Source organism: Pseudarthrobacter sp. MEB009 (assembly GCF_030208875.1).
Lineage (GTDB): Bacteria > Actinomycetota > Actinomycetes > Actinomycetales > Micrococcaceae > Arthrobacter.
The window spans coordinates 1-14,122 of sequence record NZ_JARVTC010000003.1 but is presented as its reverse complement, the minus strand read 5'-3'; the positions used below and the strand labels follow the sequence as shown (position 1 = coordinate 14,122).

Annotated in this window: 15 protein-coding genes and 3 tRNA genes; 4 read left to right on the top strand and 14 right to left on the bottom strand. The window is 65.0% G+C overall.

All coding sequences use genetic code 11. From position 1 onward, the window contains the following. Positions 1 to 14: 14 nt before the first annotated feature. The 13 genes from QRN07_RS01235 to QRN07_RS01175 form a co-directional block, all read right to left on the bottom strand. Entirely contained in the window at positions 15 to 1,067 is a 1,053-nt protein-coding gene (locus QRN07_RS01235) for a LacI family DNA-binding transcriptional regulator (RefSeq protein WP_050684933.1), read from the bottom strand. A gap of 123 nt (positions 1,068 to 1,190) precedes the next feature. Further along, complete coding sequence (locus QRN07_RS01230; RefSeq protein ID WP_050684934.1) at positions 1,191 to 2,171, bottom strand: carbohydrate ABC transporter permease; 981 nt, start codon at positions 2,169 to 2,171, stop codon at positions 1,191 to 1,193. Then, positions 2,168 to 3,133, bottom strand: a complete 966-nt coding sequence (locus tag QRN07_RS01225; protein WP_050684935.1) for a carbohydrate ABC transporter permease — start codon at positions 3,131 to 3,133, stop codon at positions 2,168 to 2,170. Before QRN07_RS01225 ends, QRN07_RS01230 begins: the two co-directional genes overlap by 4 nt. 98 nt (positions 3,134 to 3,231) lie before the next feature. Then, positions 3,232 to 4,569, bottom strand: coding sequence for an ABC transporter substrate-binding protein (locus tag QRN07_RS01220; protein WP_285240178.1), 1,338 nt, complete (start codon positions 4,567 to 4,569; stop codon positions 3,232 to 3,234). Between the two features lie 143 nt (positions 4,570 to 4,712). Next, the gene (locus QRN07_RS01215; protein WP_056599993.1) at positions 4,713 to 5,324 is read right to left on the bottom strand and encodes a hypothetical protein; all 612 of its coding nucleotides are present in this window, start codon (positions 5,322 to 5,324) and stop codon (positions 4,713 to 4,715) included. Next, positions 5,321 to 5,974: an Asp23/Gls24 family envelope stress response protein gene (locus QRN07_RS01210; RefSeq protein WP_050684938.1), complete on the bottom strand. Its 654-nt coding sequence runs from the start codon at positions 5,972 to 5,974 to the stop codon at positions 5,321 to 5,323. Before QRN07_RS01210 ends, QRN07_RS01215 begins: the two co-directional genes overlap by 4 nt. After that, positions 5,971 to 6,351: a hypothetical protein gene (locus QRN07_RS01205; protein WP_050684939.1), complete on the bottom strand. Its 381-nt coding sequence runs from the start codon at positions 6,349 to 6,351 to the stop codon at positions 5,971 to 5,973. The genes QRN07_RS01210 and QRN07_RS01205 overlap by 4 nt, the downstream gene beginning before the upstream one ends. Then, positions 6,348 to 6,539 carry a hypothetical protein gene (locus QRN07_RS01200; protein ID WP_050684940.1) on the bottom strand — a complete coding sequence of 64 codons (192 nt, stop codon included), beginning with the start codon at positions 6,537 to 6,539 and terminating at the stop codon, positions 6,348 to 6,350. Before QRN07_RS01200 ends, QRN07_RS01205 begins: the two co-directional genes overlap by 4 nt. Then, positions 6,536 to 6,997, bottom strand: a complete 462-nt coding sequence (locus QRN07_RS01195; protein ID WP_050684941.1) for an Asp23/Gls24 family envelope stress response protein — start codon at positions 6,995 to 6,997, stop codon at positions 6,536 to 6,538. The genes QRN07_RS01200 and QRN07_RS01195 overlap by 4 nt, the downstream gene beginning before the upstream one ends. A 108-nt stretch (positions 6,998 to 7,105) precedes the next feature. Further along, the gene (locus tag QRN07_RS01190; RefSeq protein ID WP_082178233.1) at positions 7,106 to 8,950 is read right to left on the bottom strand and encodes a BCCT family transporter; all 1,845 of its coding nucleotides are present in this window, start codon (positions 8,948 to 8,950) and stop codon (positions 7,106 to 7,108) included. Positions 8,951 to 9,167: 217 nt separating this feature from the next. Next, positions 9,168 to 9,243, bottom strand: a tRNA-Phe gene (locus QRN07_RS01185). A 48-nt stretch (positions 9,244 to 9,291) separates the two neighbouring features. Continuing rightward, positions 9,292 to 9,365 (bottom strand) — tRNA-Asp (locus QRN07_RS01180). A 91-nt stretch (positions 9,366 to 9,456) separates the two neighbouring features. After that, positions 9,457 to 9,529 (bottom strand) — tRNA-Glu (locus QRN07_RS01175). 165 nt (positions 9,530 to 9,694) lie between these two features. Between QRN07_RS01175 and QRN07_RS01170 the strand changes: the two genes are divergently transcribed. The 4 genes from QRN07_RS01170 (at position 9,695) to QRN07_RS01155 (ending at position 13,143) form a co-directional block, all read left to right on the top strand. Further along, entirely contained in the window at positions 9,695 to 10,738 is a 1,044-nt protein-coding gene (locus QRN07_RS01170; RefSeq protein ID WP_285240177.1) for a PHP domain-containing protein, read from the top strand. Positions 10,739 to 10,799: 61 nt separating this feature from the next. Beyond that, positions 10,800 to 11,774: a DMT family transporter gene (locus QRN07_RS01165; protein ID WP_056599987.1), complete on the top strand. Its 975-nt coding sequence runs from the start codon at positions 10,800 to 10,802 to the stop codon at positions 11,772 to 11,774. A gap of 9 nt (positions 11,775 to 11,783) precedes the next feature. Beyond that, positions 11,784 to 12,212, top strand: coding sequence for a metallopeptidase family protein (locus QRN07_RS01160; RefSeq protein ID WP_056599984.1), 429 nt, complete (start codon positions 11,784 to 11,786; stop codon positions 12,210 to 12,212). 10 nt (positions 12,213 to 12,222) lie between these two features. After that, the gene (locus tag QRN07_RS01155; protein ID WP_050684945.1) at positions 12,223 to 13,143 is read left to right on the top strand and encodes a cation diffusion facilitator family transporter; all 921 of its coding nucleotides are present in this window, start codon (positions 12,223 to 12,225) and stop codon (positions 13,141 to 13,143) included. Positions 13,144 to 13,160: 17 nt separating this feature from the next. Here QRN07_RS01155 and QRN07_RS01150 read toward each other — a convergent pair whose 3' ends face one another. Next, on the bottom strand, positions 13,161 to 13,958 hold the full coding sequence (locus QRN07_RS01150; RefSeq protein WP_285240241.1) for an ABC transporter permease: 798 nt from the start codon (positions 13,956 to 13,958) through the stop codon (positions 13,161 to 13,163). Positions 13,959 to 14,122: the final 164 nt, after the last annotated feature.

The window sequence follows — 14,122 nt, the reverse complement described above, 5'->3', positions numbered from 1 at the left end:
TGGCCGCCTCGACCTTAGGCCCGCGGGGGAGCTGTGGTTGCCCTGAGGATCAGTTCATGGCGTGCGACGGCGGATTTCACGGCACCCACGTGGCCGTCAAGTTCATCGAGAAGCATTTTGGTGGCCAGCTCCGCCTGCTCGTCAGGCCGTTGGGCAACCGTCGTCAGGCCCATGGCTTCAGAGAAGTCGTGGTCATCTATCCCTATCACCGACAGCTCGCCGGGTACGTTCACGCCGGCGCGGGCGGCCTCGAATATCACCCCCATGGCCATCTCATCCGATGCACAAAAGATGGCGGTGGGCTTCCGGCCGGGCAGGTTCCAGATTCTTCGGAACGCGTCCTGGCCGCTCAGCAGGGTGAAGTCGCCCCACTGTTCCCACCCGGGCTGTGGGTCCAGGCCGGCCTTGCGCATCACATCGTGGTAGGCAAGGATCCTGACCCGCGGGACATCGAAGTTCAGGTCCGTCTGGTTGTCACCGTGGACCAGGGCGATGTCCCTGTGGCCAAGGTCCACCAGGTGCTGCACGGCAACGGATGCCGCGGCGTAGTCATCGATTCCGATGTAGGAACATTCCTCGACGTGTCCGCCCACCACAATCAGGGGGATCTCGATTTTATGCAGATGTTCCAGTTCCTCGTGGCTCAGCGCCATGCAGAGAACCAAGAGCGCATCGATCTGTTTGTAGACCATCGTCTTGTCGAAGAGCCTTACCCTGTTCCCGCCGTGCCCACCCAGGTTGTAAAGGGACAGGTTGTAGTTCCGGGCGTAAAGCTCGCGGTCGGCGCCTTCGATGGCTTTGGAGAAAAACCAGCGGCTCACAAACGGCGCCAGGATGCCAATGGTCCTGGTGCGGCCGGTGGCCAGGCCGGAAGCCGATGACGACGCCACGTAGCCCAGGCTGGCTGCGACCTCAAGGATCTTTTGCCTGGTAACCGGAGAGACTTTGGGAAGTCCACGGACGGCCCTGGACACCGTTGCGGTTGATACCCCGGCTGCGGCGGCCACATCCTCGATGCTGATGCCCGTATGGCCGCCTCGCTGCGACCTCTCAGAACTGCCTGCCACTGTATATCCTCTTCGGTCCCTAACGATTACCAGGCCCCCGCCACCCGCCACGTTATAGCAGGGCCGCCCGGCGGAGGCGCACTGTTACGTGCGCACCCGCCGGATGGCAGCACTACCTTCTTGTCAGCCCTTGAGCCCGCCGGCCATCAGACCGCGGACGAAGTAGCGCTGGAGGCCGAAGAACACGGCCAGCGGCACAATGATGGACACGAATGCGGCGGCCGGGTTCAGGTAGTCCCGGTTTCCGCGGGTACCCGAGATCTCAGCCAACCGCTGGGTGATCGGTGCAACGTCCGCTGTGCCGCCGGAGAACACCAACGCAACCAGCAGGTCGTTCCAGACCCAGAGGAACTGGAAGATGGCCAGTGACGCCAAAGCGGGGACGGACAGCGGCAGGATGATCCGCCAGAAAATGGTGGTGTGTCCGGCGCCATCGACCTTGGCTGCCTCGATGACTTCGCCCGGAATTTCCGAGATGAAGTTATGCAGCAGGAAGATACCGAGCGGCAGCCCAAAGATGGTGTGCGCGATCCACAGCTGGGTGTAGGAGCCCGGCGGAATCTGCAGCACCTGGGTGAACAACTGGAGCAGCGGGATCAACGCCATCTGGAGCGGGATGATCTGGAGCGCGAAGACGAAGATGAATCCTGCTTCCCGGCCCCGGAAGTTGCCCCACGCGAAGATGTAGGCCGCCATGGAGGCCAGCACCAGGACAAACACGGTGACGGGCACAACGATTGCCAGCGAGTTGACGAAGTACTGCGAGAGGTTGGCGGACTGCGAACCAGCTGCAGCAGTGACGTCCACGTAGTTCTTGAAGGTGAAGTCCCAGTCGGAGAAGAAGTTCCACCAGCCGTCTGAGCGTGGACCCACCTGCTTCGCCGCGGGCCGGACCGATGACACCAGCAAACCGAAGGTGGGAATGGTCCAGATAACGGCGATGATCACCGCCGCGGCGGTGGCCCAGCGGGACGTCAGCCTGTTCTTGACCCGCCGCATGATGGGGCCGGTATCTTCCGGATCCAAGGGCCGGCCACCACTCTTGGCTTTGGTCGCGGTGCGGGTGTTTTTCGCCGCCTCATCCGGCGCTGGCATGACGGTCATCGGATTTCCTTCTGCTGGCGGAGGACGCGGGCGTTGTAGATCACGATAGGCAGAACCAGGATAAAGAGGATCAGCGCGAGGGCCGCACCCCTGCCAGGTTCACCGGCGCGGAACGCCTGCGTATACATTTCATTGGCAACAACCGAGGTGTCGTAGTTGCCGGCTGTCATGGTCCGCACAATATCGAAGACCTTGAGCGTGGCGATGGTAATGGTGGTTAGGACCACAACAAGGGAGCCACGGATGCCGGGGATGGTGACGTTCCGGAACTGCTGCCACGGGTTGGCACCGTCCAGGCGGGCGGCTTCGACGATTTCAGCGGGGACGCCCTTGATGGCGGCCGAAAGGATCACCATGGCGAACCCGGTTTGGATCCAGACCATAACGATGATGAGGAAGATCGTGTTTCCCGGCGCGTCCAGCAGGAACTGCTTGGGGTCCAGGCCCAACGCAACGCGGAGTGCGTTCAGCACACCGGTCTGTTCAATGCCAGGGCCGCGGTAGTCGTACACCAGCTTCCAGATGATGCCGGCACCGACAAACGAAATGGCCATAGGCATAAAGACCAGGGCCTTCAGGACCTTTTCGCCGCGGGCCTTGTCAATGAAGACGGCGTAGGCAAGGCCAAAAACGGTGGAAAGCAACGGGACCAGGATGGTCCAGATGACGGTATTGCGAAGCGTGGCGAGGGCCTCCGGTTGGGTAAACATCCAGACGAAGTTATCGACGCCGTTCAGCTTTCCCCCGGAATCCGTGAACGCCAGGAATGATGTCTGGGCTGCCGGGTAAACCAGGCCAACCAGCAGCAGGATCGCGGCCGGTGCGAGGAACCCGATCACCGTGACCTTATCTTTGGCGGACTTGGGGGCCCTGTCCACCAACAACATGAGTAGTCCAATGATCGCGGCAAAAATGGCCAGCGCGATCACGACCTGAAGGAGCTTTCCTCCGATGAATTCCAAGGCTCAACCTCCGGGGTGTGCGTGGATCAGAATGAAGAGTGGGGAGCACTGCGCCCCAGCACCTACCGGTGGCTGGGGCGCAGCGTACAGCTGGGAGGTCAGCTCTTGGGCCAGCTGCCTTCGATGCTGTCGGCAACCTGCTTGGCGGGGGTGCCGTTGATCCACGAAACGATGCCCTTCCAGAAGGAGTTGGATCCTACTGCGCCCGGCATGAGGTCCGAACCGTCGAAGCGGAAGACGGTGTTCTCGTCCTGCAGGAGCTGGATGGAGAGCTTATCCAGCTCGGTCTGCGCGTTGGCCGGGTCCAGGCCCTTGTTCGCGCTGATGACGCCGCCGAGCTTCACGCGGTCGTTGGCGAATTCAGAGCTCGCCAGGTAGGCCTGGAAAGCCTGGACTTCGGGGGCGTCGCTGTAAGCGCCGACCATTTCGCCGCCGCCGGTGATGGCCTGGCCCTTGGACTCGTCGATCGGTGGCGTCATAAACGCCCAGACGTCGCCGTCGGGTGCAACGGAGGTGCCTTCGGGCCAGTTGGAGGCCTGGAAGTTGGCCTGGTGGTGCATTGCGCACTGGCCGTCAAGTACCGGCTGGCCGGCCTGGGCGAATCCGGTGGTCAGGATGGAACGGACGTCGCCGAAGCCGCCGTTGACCATCTTGTCATCGAGCAGGATGTCGCCTGCCTTATCAAAGGCGTCAACGATTTTGGGGTCGTTGAAGGGAATTCCGTGGCTGACCCACTGGTCGTAAACCTCCGGTCCCTGTGCGCGGAGGACAACGTCCTCGATCCAGTCCGTGCCGGGCCAGCCCGTGGCTTCACCTGACTCGAAACCGGCACACCAAGGCTTCATGGCGCCTTCATCGGCGATCTCCTTGGAGAGGTCCATCATTTCGTCCCACGTTTTGGGGACGGTCCAGCCTTTATCCTCGAACGTTTTCGGTGCGTACCAGACGTAGCCCTTGACGTTGGCGAGCATGGGAGCGGTGTAGAAGACACCGTCCACGGTGCCGTATTTCTTCCAGTCCGCTGACCAGTTCTTGTCCACGGCGTCCGAGACGGCCTGCGGTGCTTTCTTGAGGTTGCCGGCGCGGGCCTGGTCCGCCATCAGGCCGGGCTGCGGGAAGATGGCAATGTTGGGGGCGTTTCCGGCTTTCGCGCGGACACCGATCTGGGTCTCGAATTCCTTGCTGCCCTCATACTTGATGGTTGCACCCGTGCACTGCTCGAAAGCGGCCCAGGTCTTTTCAAGGTTGGTGGCTTCAAGGTCAACGATCGTGGAATAGACGGAAACGGTCTTTCCGTCATGCTTGCCGTAGCTTTCATACTTTGCACAATCGACGGAAGCGTCTCCGGATCCACTGTCCGAGCTACTGCATCCTGTGAGTGCCAGGGCCACAATTCCGGTGGCTGCAATCGGCAGCAGGTATTTGCGGTTCTTCATTACTGGTGACTCCTCGCTGAGTTACGGACCTTACGCCTGGTGCGATTGACGTGGTGACCATCACAGTAGTGGACTCCCAGCAAGAAATGCAAGCGTTTACACCAGCTGTGTCCAATTGGTGATCAAACGCCGGACCGGCCCCCTCAGCGGACCCGTTCCGCCCGTCCAAACCGGGTCCGGGCGCCTGCGCCGATGTGGATCAGCACGGGTGTTTCGCGGCCCACCACGGCGTCCAGCGCGCCGAGGAGGTCAGAGATTTCGGCAGCCAGCAGGTGCGGGGCAACACCCTGGCGCGGCAGGAGCTTGACCTTCAGGGCGGGCATGCCCTTGACGTTGTAGGTCGCCACCGTGGCTCCTGCCAGGTCCGGCCGCCCTGCGAGGGCCTGCCTAAGGGCCTGCTCCGCCACTCCCCCGCCGATGCGGATATCTCCCGCGACCTCGCCTGGATCGTATTCGGAGGCGAGGAGGTTGGACCTGCCTTTGCCCTGCTGCGCGATCCACGCCACCATCAGGCCGATCAGGACCAGCAATGCCAGGGCCACCAGGAGCCACAGCCAGCTTTCCGCGCGGCCCGGGAAACGCGTGGCGTTGAAGGCGGTGTTGACGGAGCTCCAGGTTCCGTCCGCCCAGGGATGCCACCAGGACGCCACGGCAGGCACTGCGGCCAGGAGCACCAGCAGCAGGCCCAAAGCCAGCATCGCGAGGCCCAGGAGGGTGATGAGGATCCGGTTTAATGTTCCGGGGGTGCTGTTCATGCGCCGATCACTCCGGACGGGGTCAGGTTGATGCGGACCTCAGGGGCCGGTTGCAGGTCCATCTGCTCAAGCTCGTCCGCCACGGCCGCCAGGATGGCGTCCTGTTCCACCGGCACGCCGGAGGTGGGGCGGACGTTGACCAGGACCTGCCGGTGCGAGACCACCACCATCACCTGTCCCGGGGTGACATTGGCGGCCAGCCGGGCGCGCCGGGCCAACGATGAGGCGATGACCTCGTCATCCACCACCACGGCATGGTGGCCCGCATGGCGGCCTGGCAGGGCCAGCGGATGCCGGGCCCGGCGCCCGGGCAGGACACCGTTAAGGAAGAAGATCAGGCCGGCCATGGCGATCACCGCGCCGATGGCGCCCAGGAGCAGCGGAGTGATCCCCGCCGGCAGGTCGACCAGCCGTTCGGCTGCCACCTGGGGCTCGATCAGCCAGGCGGGCTGTCCGATGGCGTGCACGGCTGCTTCAAGCAGGCCGTACGCGGCCAGGCCGGCCACCAGCACGGCAGCAAAGATGGCAATGCCCGCCCGGTTTGAGTGGGTTTCGCGGTGCACAATCCTGCGCAGGACGGGGTCCGGTTCCGCGGCACCGTGCCGTTTGGCTTTGCGGGTCCCCTCAGGACCGGTGTCGACGGTGGTCACTTGACCCGTCCTCCTTCGCTGATCCTGGCTCCGCTGATCCTGATGTCAACCCGGCTCAGCTGGGCACCGCTGAGTTCGGTGACCGTGGCAAGGATCCGGGCTTTCGCCGTGACGGTTCGTTCCCAGATGGAGCCGCCGAAGGCCTGAAGCCTGGCCGGATCAGCCGCGGCCGCGCGCAGCGGCGGGATGCTGATGGGCGCCACGAGCGATAGCGCCAGCAGGCCGCCGTCGTCCGCCCAGTCGGCCCGCACGTCCTGGGCATCGCATCCCAGGGCCTGCGCCGCTGCGGCTTTCGCCAGGCTGGTCAGGGCCTGGGTGCTAATCCGGTTGTGGCCGCTGAGCACCTGCCCGGAAACGGCCGGCGCGCCCGGGTTCATGAGGATGAGCGCCGGCCGGTGATGGCGTCCAGCACACCGCGCAGATCAAGTTTGCCCTCCGCTGCCCGGCCCAGCACGGCGCCAATGGCCATAAACAGGAGCGAGATCAGGAAGCCCCACAGGCCGAACTGCAGGGACATAAACGCCACGAACGCGCCAAGTGCCGTTCCTGCGAGAGTGAGGTTCACAGCAGCGCCTCCCGTTCGGTGGTGCCGGATGCCGTTGGTTTGACGGGCGGCGGAACAAAGACGTCCGTGATTTCCACGTTCACCTCGATGACCTGCAGGCCCACGAGTTCCTCGATGGCCCCGTAAACAGCGGCACGCACCTGGTTGGCAAGCGAATGCAGGGGTGTGCCGTAGGAGGCGACGAGGTTGATGTCCACCGCCACCTGGGTTTCGCCCACCTCGGCATGGACGCCGGTGGCATGGTCCGTGCTGCCCACGGCATCACGGATCGCGCCGAGGGCCCTGGACGGGCCGGACCCCAGCGAATAGACGCCGGGGACGGCGCGGGCGGCAATACCGGCCACTTTCGCCACGGCGGTTTCGGAAATGACAGTCCTGCCCGACCCTGCCCCTGCGGCAGGAACCAACGGGGCAGGGCCCAGGCCGCCCTGGCCGGGCTGCGGGTTCTGGTACTCCATCGAAGAACTCCCCCTTCTGTTGTTCATTACCCTATCCCTAGCCCGCGCCGATGTGCTGGAACGGGCCTGCGTCGGGGACTTGAAGCGCCCCCGATGCAGGCGGCCGGGCTAGCGGGTTCCCTTCGCGCCAGAACCGGCCTTGTCGGCGTCGTGCGTGACATGTTCCGCACCGGCCTCGTCACCGTGGGCCAGGTGTTCGGTGAATTGCGCCTGGACGGCCTCCGCCACCTGGTCCGATACCTGGTCCGCCAGGTGTTCCTGGTAGTGCTCCTGGACGGAATCGTTCACGGAGTCCTGCACCTTTTCCGTCACGTGGGCGGTCATCTGTTCGCGGGCCAGCTTCCGTTGGGCCCGCATCAGCGCCGCGTGTTCCTGGTGGAATGCCTTGGCCGTGGCCACGCACATCAACAGAATCACCACGCTGAAGGGCACCGCGGTGAGGATGGCGGCCGTTTGGATCGCCTGCAGCCCGTCGGCCAGCAGGAGCGCGATGGCTGCTGCCGCTGCGGCCAGCGCCCAGAAGATGCGGATCCAGTTCTTCGGCTCCACGTTCCCGCCGGTGGAAATCATGCCCATGACCAGCGCGCCGGAGTCTGCCGAGGTGACAAAGAAGATGGCGATCAGGACAATCGCCCCGATGGTGAGGACCATCCCGCCCGGAAGGCTGCCCAGCAGGGAGAACAGCGCCCCCTCGGTGTCCACTGTGCCGTCAGCGCTGACCAGCCCGCCGGCACCGAAGAGTTCGCGGTGGATGGCGGCGCCGCCCAGGACGGAGAACCACAGGAAGCCCATCATGGTGGGGACCAGCAGCACGCCGGCGACGAACTGGCGTACGGTGCGGCCCTTGGAGATGCGGGCGATGAAGATGCCCACAAACGGTGCCCACGAAATCCACCAGCCCCAGTAAAACGTGGTCCAGGCGGCCTGCCAGGCTTCGCCTTCGGCGCCGGAAAATGCCAGCGTGTTAAAGGTCAGCCCCACCACGTTCTGCAGGTAGTTGCCGATCGACTGGACGAACTCGCGGAGCAGGAACAGCGTGGGCCCGGTGAACAGCACCACGATCATCAGCGCCCCGGCGAGCAGCAGGTTCGTGTTGGAGAGCCATTTCATGCCCTTGCCCACGCCGGAGACCACCGAAAGGATCGTCAAGGTGATGATGCAGAGGATCAGGCCGATCTGGGTCATCGTGGTGGCCTGCGCTATGTTGGCGTGTTCCAGGCCCGCCGAAATCTGCAGGACGCCCAGGCCCAGGGAGGTGGCGACGCCGAAGAGGGTGCCCACCAGGGCGATCACGTCGATCAGGTTGCCCCAGCCGCCGGCAACGCGCTTGTGCCCCAGCAGCGGTTCAAGGGTCCAGCGGATGGAGATGGGCCGGTTTTTGCGGTGCACCGCGTAGGCGATGGAGACACCCACCACCACGTAGATGGCCCAGGCGTGCAGCCCCCAGTGCAGGTAGGTCTGGGTCAGCGCCTGCTGCGCCAGCGCCACCGGGGTTCCTTCAACACCGGGCCTCGGCGCGGCGAAGTGGTTCAGGGGTTCGGCCACGCCGAAGAAAACAAGCCCGATGCCCATGCCTGCGGCGAAGAGCAGGGAGAACCAGGACACGACCGAAAATTCGGGCTCATCGTCGTCCTTGCCGAGTTTGATGTCGCCGTAGCGACTCAGCCCGATCCACAGGGCAAACGCCACAAAAACGGCGATGGCTGCAACGTAGTACCAGCCGAACCATTTAATGACGTTGGTCTGGATGGCCCCGAAGGCCTCGGTGGCTGTGCCGGGGAAGAGCGTCGCGAACAGGACAAAAAGGAAAATGACGGCCGCGGCGGGCCAAAAGACCCAGGTGGCAATTTTCTGGCCACCACCTCCGGGCGGCTGGGAAGCCGCTTTCTCCGCTCCCGGCGGATTGCCCTTTTGTGGTTGGCTGGTGGTCCTTGCGCCTGGTGTGGCGGACATTCAGGTTGCTCCTTATGCGCTGTGCAATGCTCAGACTGCTCTTCGAGGTTCAACGTGCAGCCTGCAAGTTTACTGACCGTGGGCGCAGCGCGGCCGGGAAGGCAGGATCCGTTGGCACAACGATGCGGGATTGATACGTTCTTCGGCCATCCGGCGGCGCGGGGAACGGCTTGTTAAAGAAGAAAAGCATCAGTTCCGAAGAACTGATGCTTCCCAGTGGTGGCTCCGACCGGCGTCGATCCGGTGACCTTTCGATTTTCAGTCGAACGCTCTACCAACTGAGCTACAGAGCCTAGGTGACTAGTCACCTTGAGAGCCGGAATTACTTCCAACAATCAGAGCGACCCTGACGGGACTTGAACCCGCGACCTCCGCCGTGACAGGGCGGCGCGCTAACCAACTGCGCTACAGGGCCTTGCGTTTCTTGCTTTTACGGCATCGCTACCGTTTTTTTCAAGGCTTCAAGCTTACCAGACAATTTCTGCCTGCTTGACCAGTTCCTTGCGTACCCCCAACGGGATTCGAACCCGTGCCGCCGCCGTGAAAGGGCGGTGTCCTAGGCCGCTAGACGATGGGGGCCAGAACCCGTTCGGAACAAAAGAAAAGGCTTCGAGCCGAGGCTTTTAGTCTTTATCGTTTGCGTTGTCTCCGAACTGGACTCTAAAACTATAGGGCCTAGTTTCGATTTAACCAAAATCGGCACAAACCCCGCCTCCTGGCGCCTGGTTGGGCCAAGATGGAGTGATGGATGCCGTTGCAGCACTGTCCGAAATTGCCTTCTGGCTGGAACGGAGCCGGGCCGCCACGTTCAAGGTCCAGGCCTTCCGGAAGGCAGCCGCCGCCATCGGGCCGCTGGAGCCGGCCGAACTTGCGGCACGGGCCAGGACAGGCCGGCTCAAATCCATGAAGGGCATCGGCGACCGGACCCACCAGGTCATCCAGGAAGCACTGGCGGGCGGGGTGCCGGAGTATCTTGCGGACCTGCGGGACAAAGGGGCCCAGCCGCTGGTATCCGGCGGCCACGAGCTGCGGCAGGCGCTCCGCGGCGACCTGCACAGCCACAGTGACTGGTCCGACGGCGGATCCCCCATCGACCTGATGGTGGCCGCCGCCGGAATCCTGGGCCGCGAATACCTGGCATTGACGGACCATTCGCCGAACCTGACCATCGCCAACGGGCTCTCCGCCGAACGCCTTACCGAGCAGCTGGAGGTGGTGGCCGCCATCAACACCGGCGGCCCGGACGGGTCCGCTGGCAAGAAGGTGCCCCCGCGGCTCCTCGCCGGCATCGAGGTGGACATCCTCGAGGACGGCAGCCTGGACCAGGCGCCGGAACTGCTGGACCGCCTGGACATCGTGGTGGCCAGCGTCCACTCGAAGCTCCGGGCCGACGGTAAAACCATGACCCGGCGCATGCTGGGCGGCATCCGGGACCCGCACACCAATGTGCTGGGCCACTGCACCGGCCGGCTGGTGGAAGGCTCCCGCGGAACCCGGCCGCCGTCGGACTTCGACGCCAAGGAAGTCTTTGCTGCCTGCGCCGAATACGGTGTCGCCGTGGAAATCAACTCCCGGCCGGAACGGCAGGACCCGCCGGACGCCCTGATCCAGCTCGCGATGGACGCCGGTTGCCTGTTTTCGATCGACAGCGATGCCCACGCCCCCGGCCAGCTCGATTTCCTCCAGTACGGGGCCGAACGGGCCGCCAGCAACGGCGTCCCGGCAGAACGCATCATCACCACCTGGCCGTTGGCGGAACTGCTGGCCTGGGCTGCCCCCGACGGGTAGCCGCCGTGACGTGACCGTTTTCCGCGAGCCCCTGCCCCGTCGGCACGGCTAGATTTGCTGTATGCCAACCACAGGTCCCGCCAGCACACCCGCACCGCCCACCGCCCAGGCCCCACTCAAAGCGCTGGGCATCGCCGCCATGGTGGTGACGGTGGTGCTGTGGGCGTCGGCGTTTGTGGGGATCCGGGCCATCGGCCCGCACTTTTCACCCGGGCCGCTGACGCTGGGCCGGCTGGCGGTTGCCGCGGTCGTCCTGGGCCTGCTGGTGGTCCCGCAACTCATGAAGAGCAGGCTCCTCCCCCACGGCAGGGAATGGCTGCCCATCCTGGCGTACGGCGTGATGTGGTTCGGCGGCTACAACGTGGCGCTGAACGCGGCGGAACATGTCCTGGATGCCGGAACCAGTGCCCTCCTCATCAACGTCAACCCCATTTTGGTGGCCGTGATGGCCGGTATCTTCCTCAAGGAGGGCTTTCCGCGTTGGCTGCTGATCGGCAGCACTGTCGCGTTCGCCGGCGTGGCAGTGATTGCGCTCGGGTCCGGCCAAGGGTCCGGCGGCGGGAACCGGCCGACGGCGGACATGGCGGGTGTGGCGCTTTGCCTCCTTGCCGCCGTGCTCGCCGCCGTCAGCGTCATCATCCAGAAGCCGGTCCTGCGGAAGTTTCCGGCGGCCCAGGCCACCTGGTTCGGCATCCTGGTGGGGGCGCTCTGCTGCCTGCCGTTCACCGGCCAGCTGGTCGACGAACTGCAGGCCGCTCCGCCGGAGGCCACCTGGGGCCTTGCCTACCTCGGGGTGTTCCCCACTGCCATCGCGTTCACCACCTGGGCTTATGCCCTCTCGCTCATCGACGCCGGCAAGCTGGCGGCCACCACGTACCTGGTACCCGGGACCACCGTGCTGATCTCGTGGTTCCTGCTCGCCGAAATTCCCACGGTGTGGGGCCTGGTGGGCGGGCTGATCTGCCTGGTGGGGGTGGCATTGACCCGGCGCCGGACCCGGAACAAGCACGTTACGGCTGCCGCCGTTCAGCGCTAAGGTCGAAGGATGCACGCCAGCCTCCCGCCCGGCCTTCCCATCATTCCCGACGGCCCGCACGAGCCCTATGGCTTCAGCATGGCCGCCGACGAATTCGAGGCCGCTGTCCAGGACGCCCTGGACAGCATCCCGGCCAAGCTGGCAGAGGCCATGGACAACGTGGCCGTTTTCATCGAGGACGACTACGTGCCGGGTCCCGGGGAAGACCCGGATACGGTCCTGCTGGGACTCTACGAGGGTGTGCCGCTGACCGAACGGGATTCCTGGTGGGATGCCGGTTCGTTGCCGGACCGGATCACCATCTACCGCGGGCCCATCCTGGAGATCTGCTCCTCCCGGGAAGACGTCATCCACGAAGTCGCCGTGACAGTGGTCCACGAGGTGGCCCACCACTTCGGCATCTCCGATGACAGGCTGCACGAGCTCGGCTGGGGATAGCCTTAGGAGCATGGGACACGACCACAGCCACACACATGGCCTGACCGCAACGGGCCGGCACCGGAAACGCCTGGTGGCGGTCCTGGTGATCACCCTGTCCGTGGTGTTGATCCAACTGGTGGGCGCGTTCCTTTCCGGCTCGCTGTCGCTGCTGGCGGACGCCGGGCACATGCTTTCCGACGCCGCCGGGGTAACCATTGCGTTGCTGGCCGCGTGGATCGCAGGCCGCCCGGCCAGTGACCAGCGGACCTACGGCTACCAGCGCGCAGAAGTGCTGGCAGCACTGGCCAACGCCCTGATCCTGATCGTCATTTCCGTCATCATCTTCACCGAGGCCATCCGCCGGATCGGCACCGCCCCGGAAGTGCAGACGGACATCATGCTGTTCGCCGCCATCCTGGGCGCTGCGGCAAACCTGGTCTCGCTGCTGATCCTCCGCGGCGCGCAGGAGCACAGCCTCAACGTGCGCGGCGCCTACCTCGAGGTCCTGGGTGACCTCCTGGGCTCCTTCGCCGTGATCGTCGCGGCAGTGGTCATCATGGTCACCGGGTTCCAGGCCGCGGACACCATCGCCTCGGTGGTCATCGCCCTGATGATCCTGCCCAGGGCCTGGAGCCTGCTGCGGGACGTGGTGGATGTGCTGCTGGAAGCCACCCCCAAGGGCGTGGAGGTCCAGATGATCCGCGAGCACATCCTGTCCGTGCACGGCGTCACGGATGTCCACGACATCCACATCTGGACCATTACGTCCGGTGTTCCGGTCTTTTCAGCCCATGTGGTGGTGGAGGACGGTGTGCTTAATGCGCACGGCGCCGACCAGATCCTGGACCAGCTCACCACCTGCCTGGGCTCCCACTTCGACACCGAACACTGCACCTTCCAGCTCGAACCGGCCAGCCACTCCGAACACGAGGCTAACCAGCACGCCTAGCTGTACGCCCGGACGGCTCAGCTCAGGATGTCCTTGGTGGCGAACCGGCCGTAGGCCAGGGCTCCGAACACCGCCACGTACCCTGCCTGCAGCACCGCGTTCGAGGCGAAGGAATCCCACAGCACCGGCTGCCGCAGGATGTCACCGAACCCCAGCCAGTAGTGGCTGAACAGCCACGGATGCAGCCACTCGAGCTGGGGCAGCTGGCCCAGGATCTGGGACACCACCGAAACCACCACGGTGGCGGCCATGGCGCCCACGGGGACCACGGTCAAGGTGGACAGGAACAACCCGATCGCTGACAGCCCCGCCAGCGATACGGCCAGGTAGGCGGCGATCAGGAGGATCCGCAGGGCAGCCTCCGGCGGCTGGATCACGTCACCGGACAACAGCGTGACGGGCCCCACCGGGAACAGCGCAGCCCCGATGGCGCCGCCGGCCAGGGCCACGGCCAGCGGGGCCACAACGCAGAAAGCCAGCGCCCCCGCGTATTTGACCAGGAGCAGCCGGATCCGGCCCGCTGGCGCCACCAGGAGGTAGCGCAGCGTCCCGTGGCTTGCTTCACCCGCGATCGTGTCGCCGGCCACCACCCCCACCGTGAGCGGCAGGAACAGCGGAACGGAAACCAGCATGGCCGTGAAGGCCACAAAAAGGCCGTTCTGCGAGATCCGGTCAAGGAAGGCCGGTCCCCGCCCCGCGGGAACGGTGGAGGAAAGCCTGACGGCCACGGCAATGAGCACCGGAATGGCTGCCAGTGCCAGAAGCAGGGCCCACGTCCGCCGCCGGCCAAAGAGCACTTTGAGCTCGGAGCCCAGGAGGGACCACGCGGAGCCGCGCGGGGGCTTGGCAGTGGCGACTGCGGCCGGGCCGGCGGCATTCCGGCGGTCCGTGCCAGGGCTGCCGGCGCCTTGGTTTCCCGCGTCGGGGCTGCCGGCGCCTTGGTTTCCCGCGTCGGGGCTGCCGGCGCCTTGGTTTCCCG

Coding starts and splice junctions, on each gene's coding strand:
- QRN07_RS01230 (WP_050684934.1), bottom strand. CDS start 2,171: ATGACCGTCATGCCAGCGCCGGATGAGGCGGCGAAAAACACCCGCACC.
- QRN07_RS01220 (WP_285240178.1), bottom strand. CDS start 4,569: ATGAAGAACCGCAAATACCTGCTGCCGATTGCAGCCACCGGAATTGTG.
- QRN07_RS01215 (WP_056599993.1), bottom strand. CDS start 5,324: ATGAACAGCACCCCCGGAACATTAAACCGGATCCTCATCACCCTCCTG.
- QRN07_RS01205 (WP_050684939.1), bottom strand. CDS start 6,351: ATGAACCCGGGCGCGCCGGCCGTTTCCGGGCAGGTGCTCAGCGGCCAC.
- QRN07_RS01195 (WP_050684941.1), bottom strand. CDS start 6,997: ATGGAGTACCAGAACCCGCAGCCCGGCCAGGGCGGCCTGGGCCCTGCC.
- QRN07_RS01190 (WP_082178233.1), bottom strand. CDS start 8,950: ATGTCCGCCACACCAGGCGCAAGGACCACCAGCCAACCACAAAAGGGC.
- QRN07_RS01170 (WP_285240177.1), top strand. CDS start 9,695: ATGGATGCCGTTGCAGCACTGTCCGAAATTGCCTTCTGGCTGGAACGG.
- QRN07_RS01165 (WP_056599987.1), top strand. CDS start 10,800: ATGCCAACCACAGGTCCCGCCAGCACACCCGCACCGCCCACCGCCCAG.
- QRN07_RS01160 (WP_056599984.1), top strand. CDS start 11,784: ATGCACGCCAGCCTCCCGCCCGGCCTTCCCATCATTCCCGACGGCCCG.
- QRN07_RS01155 (WP_050684945.1), top strand. CDS start 12,223: ATGGGACACGACCACAGCCACACACATGGCCTGACCGCAACGGGCCGG.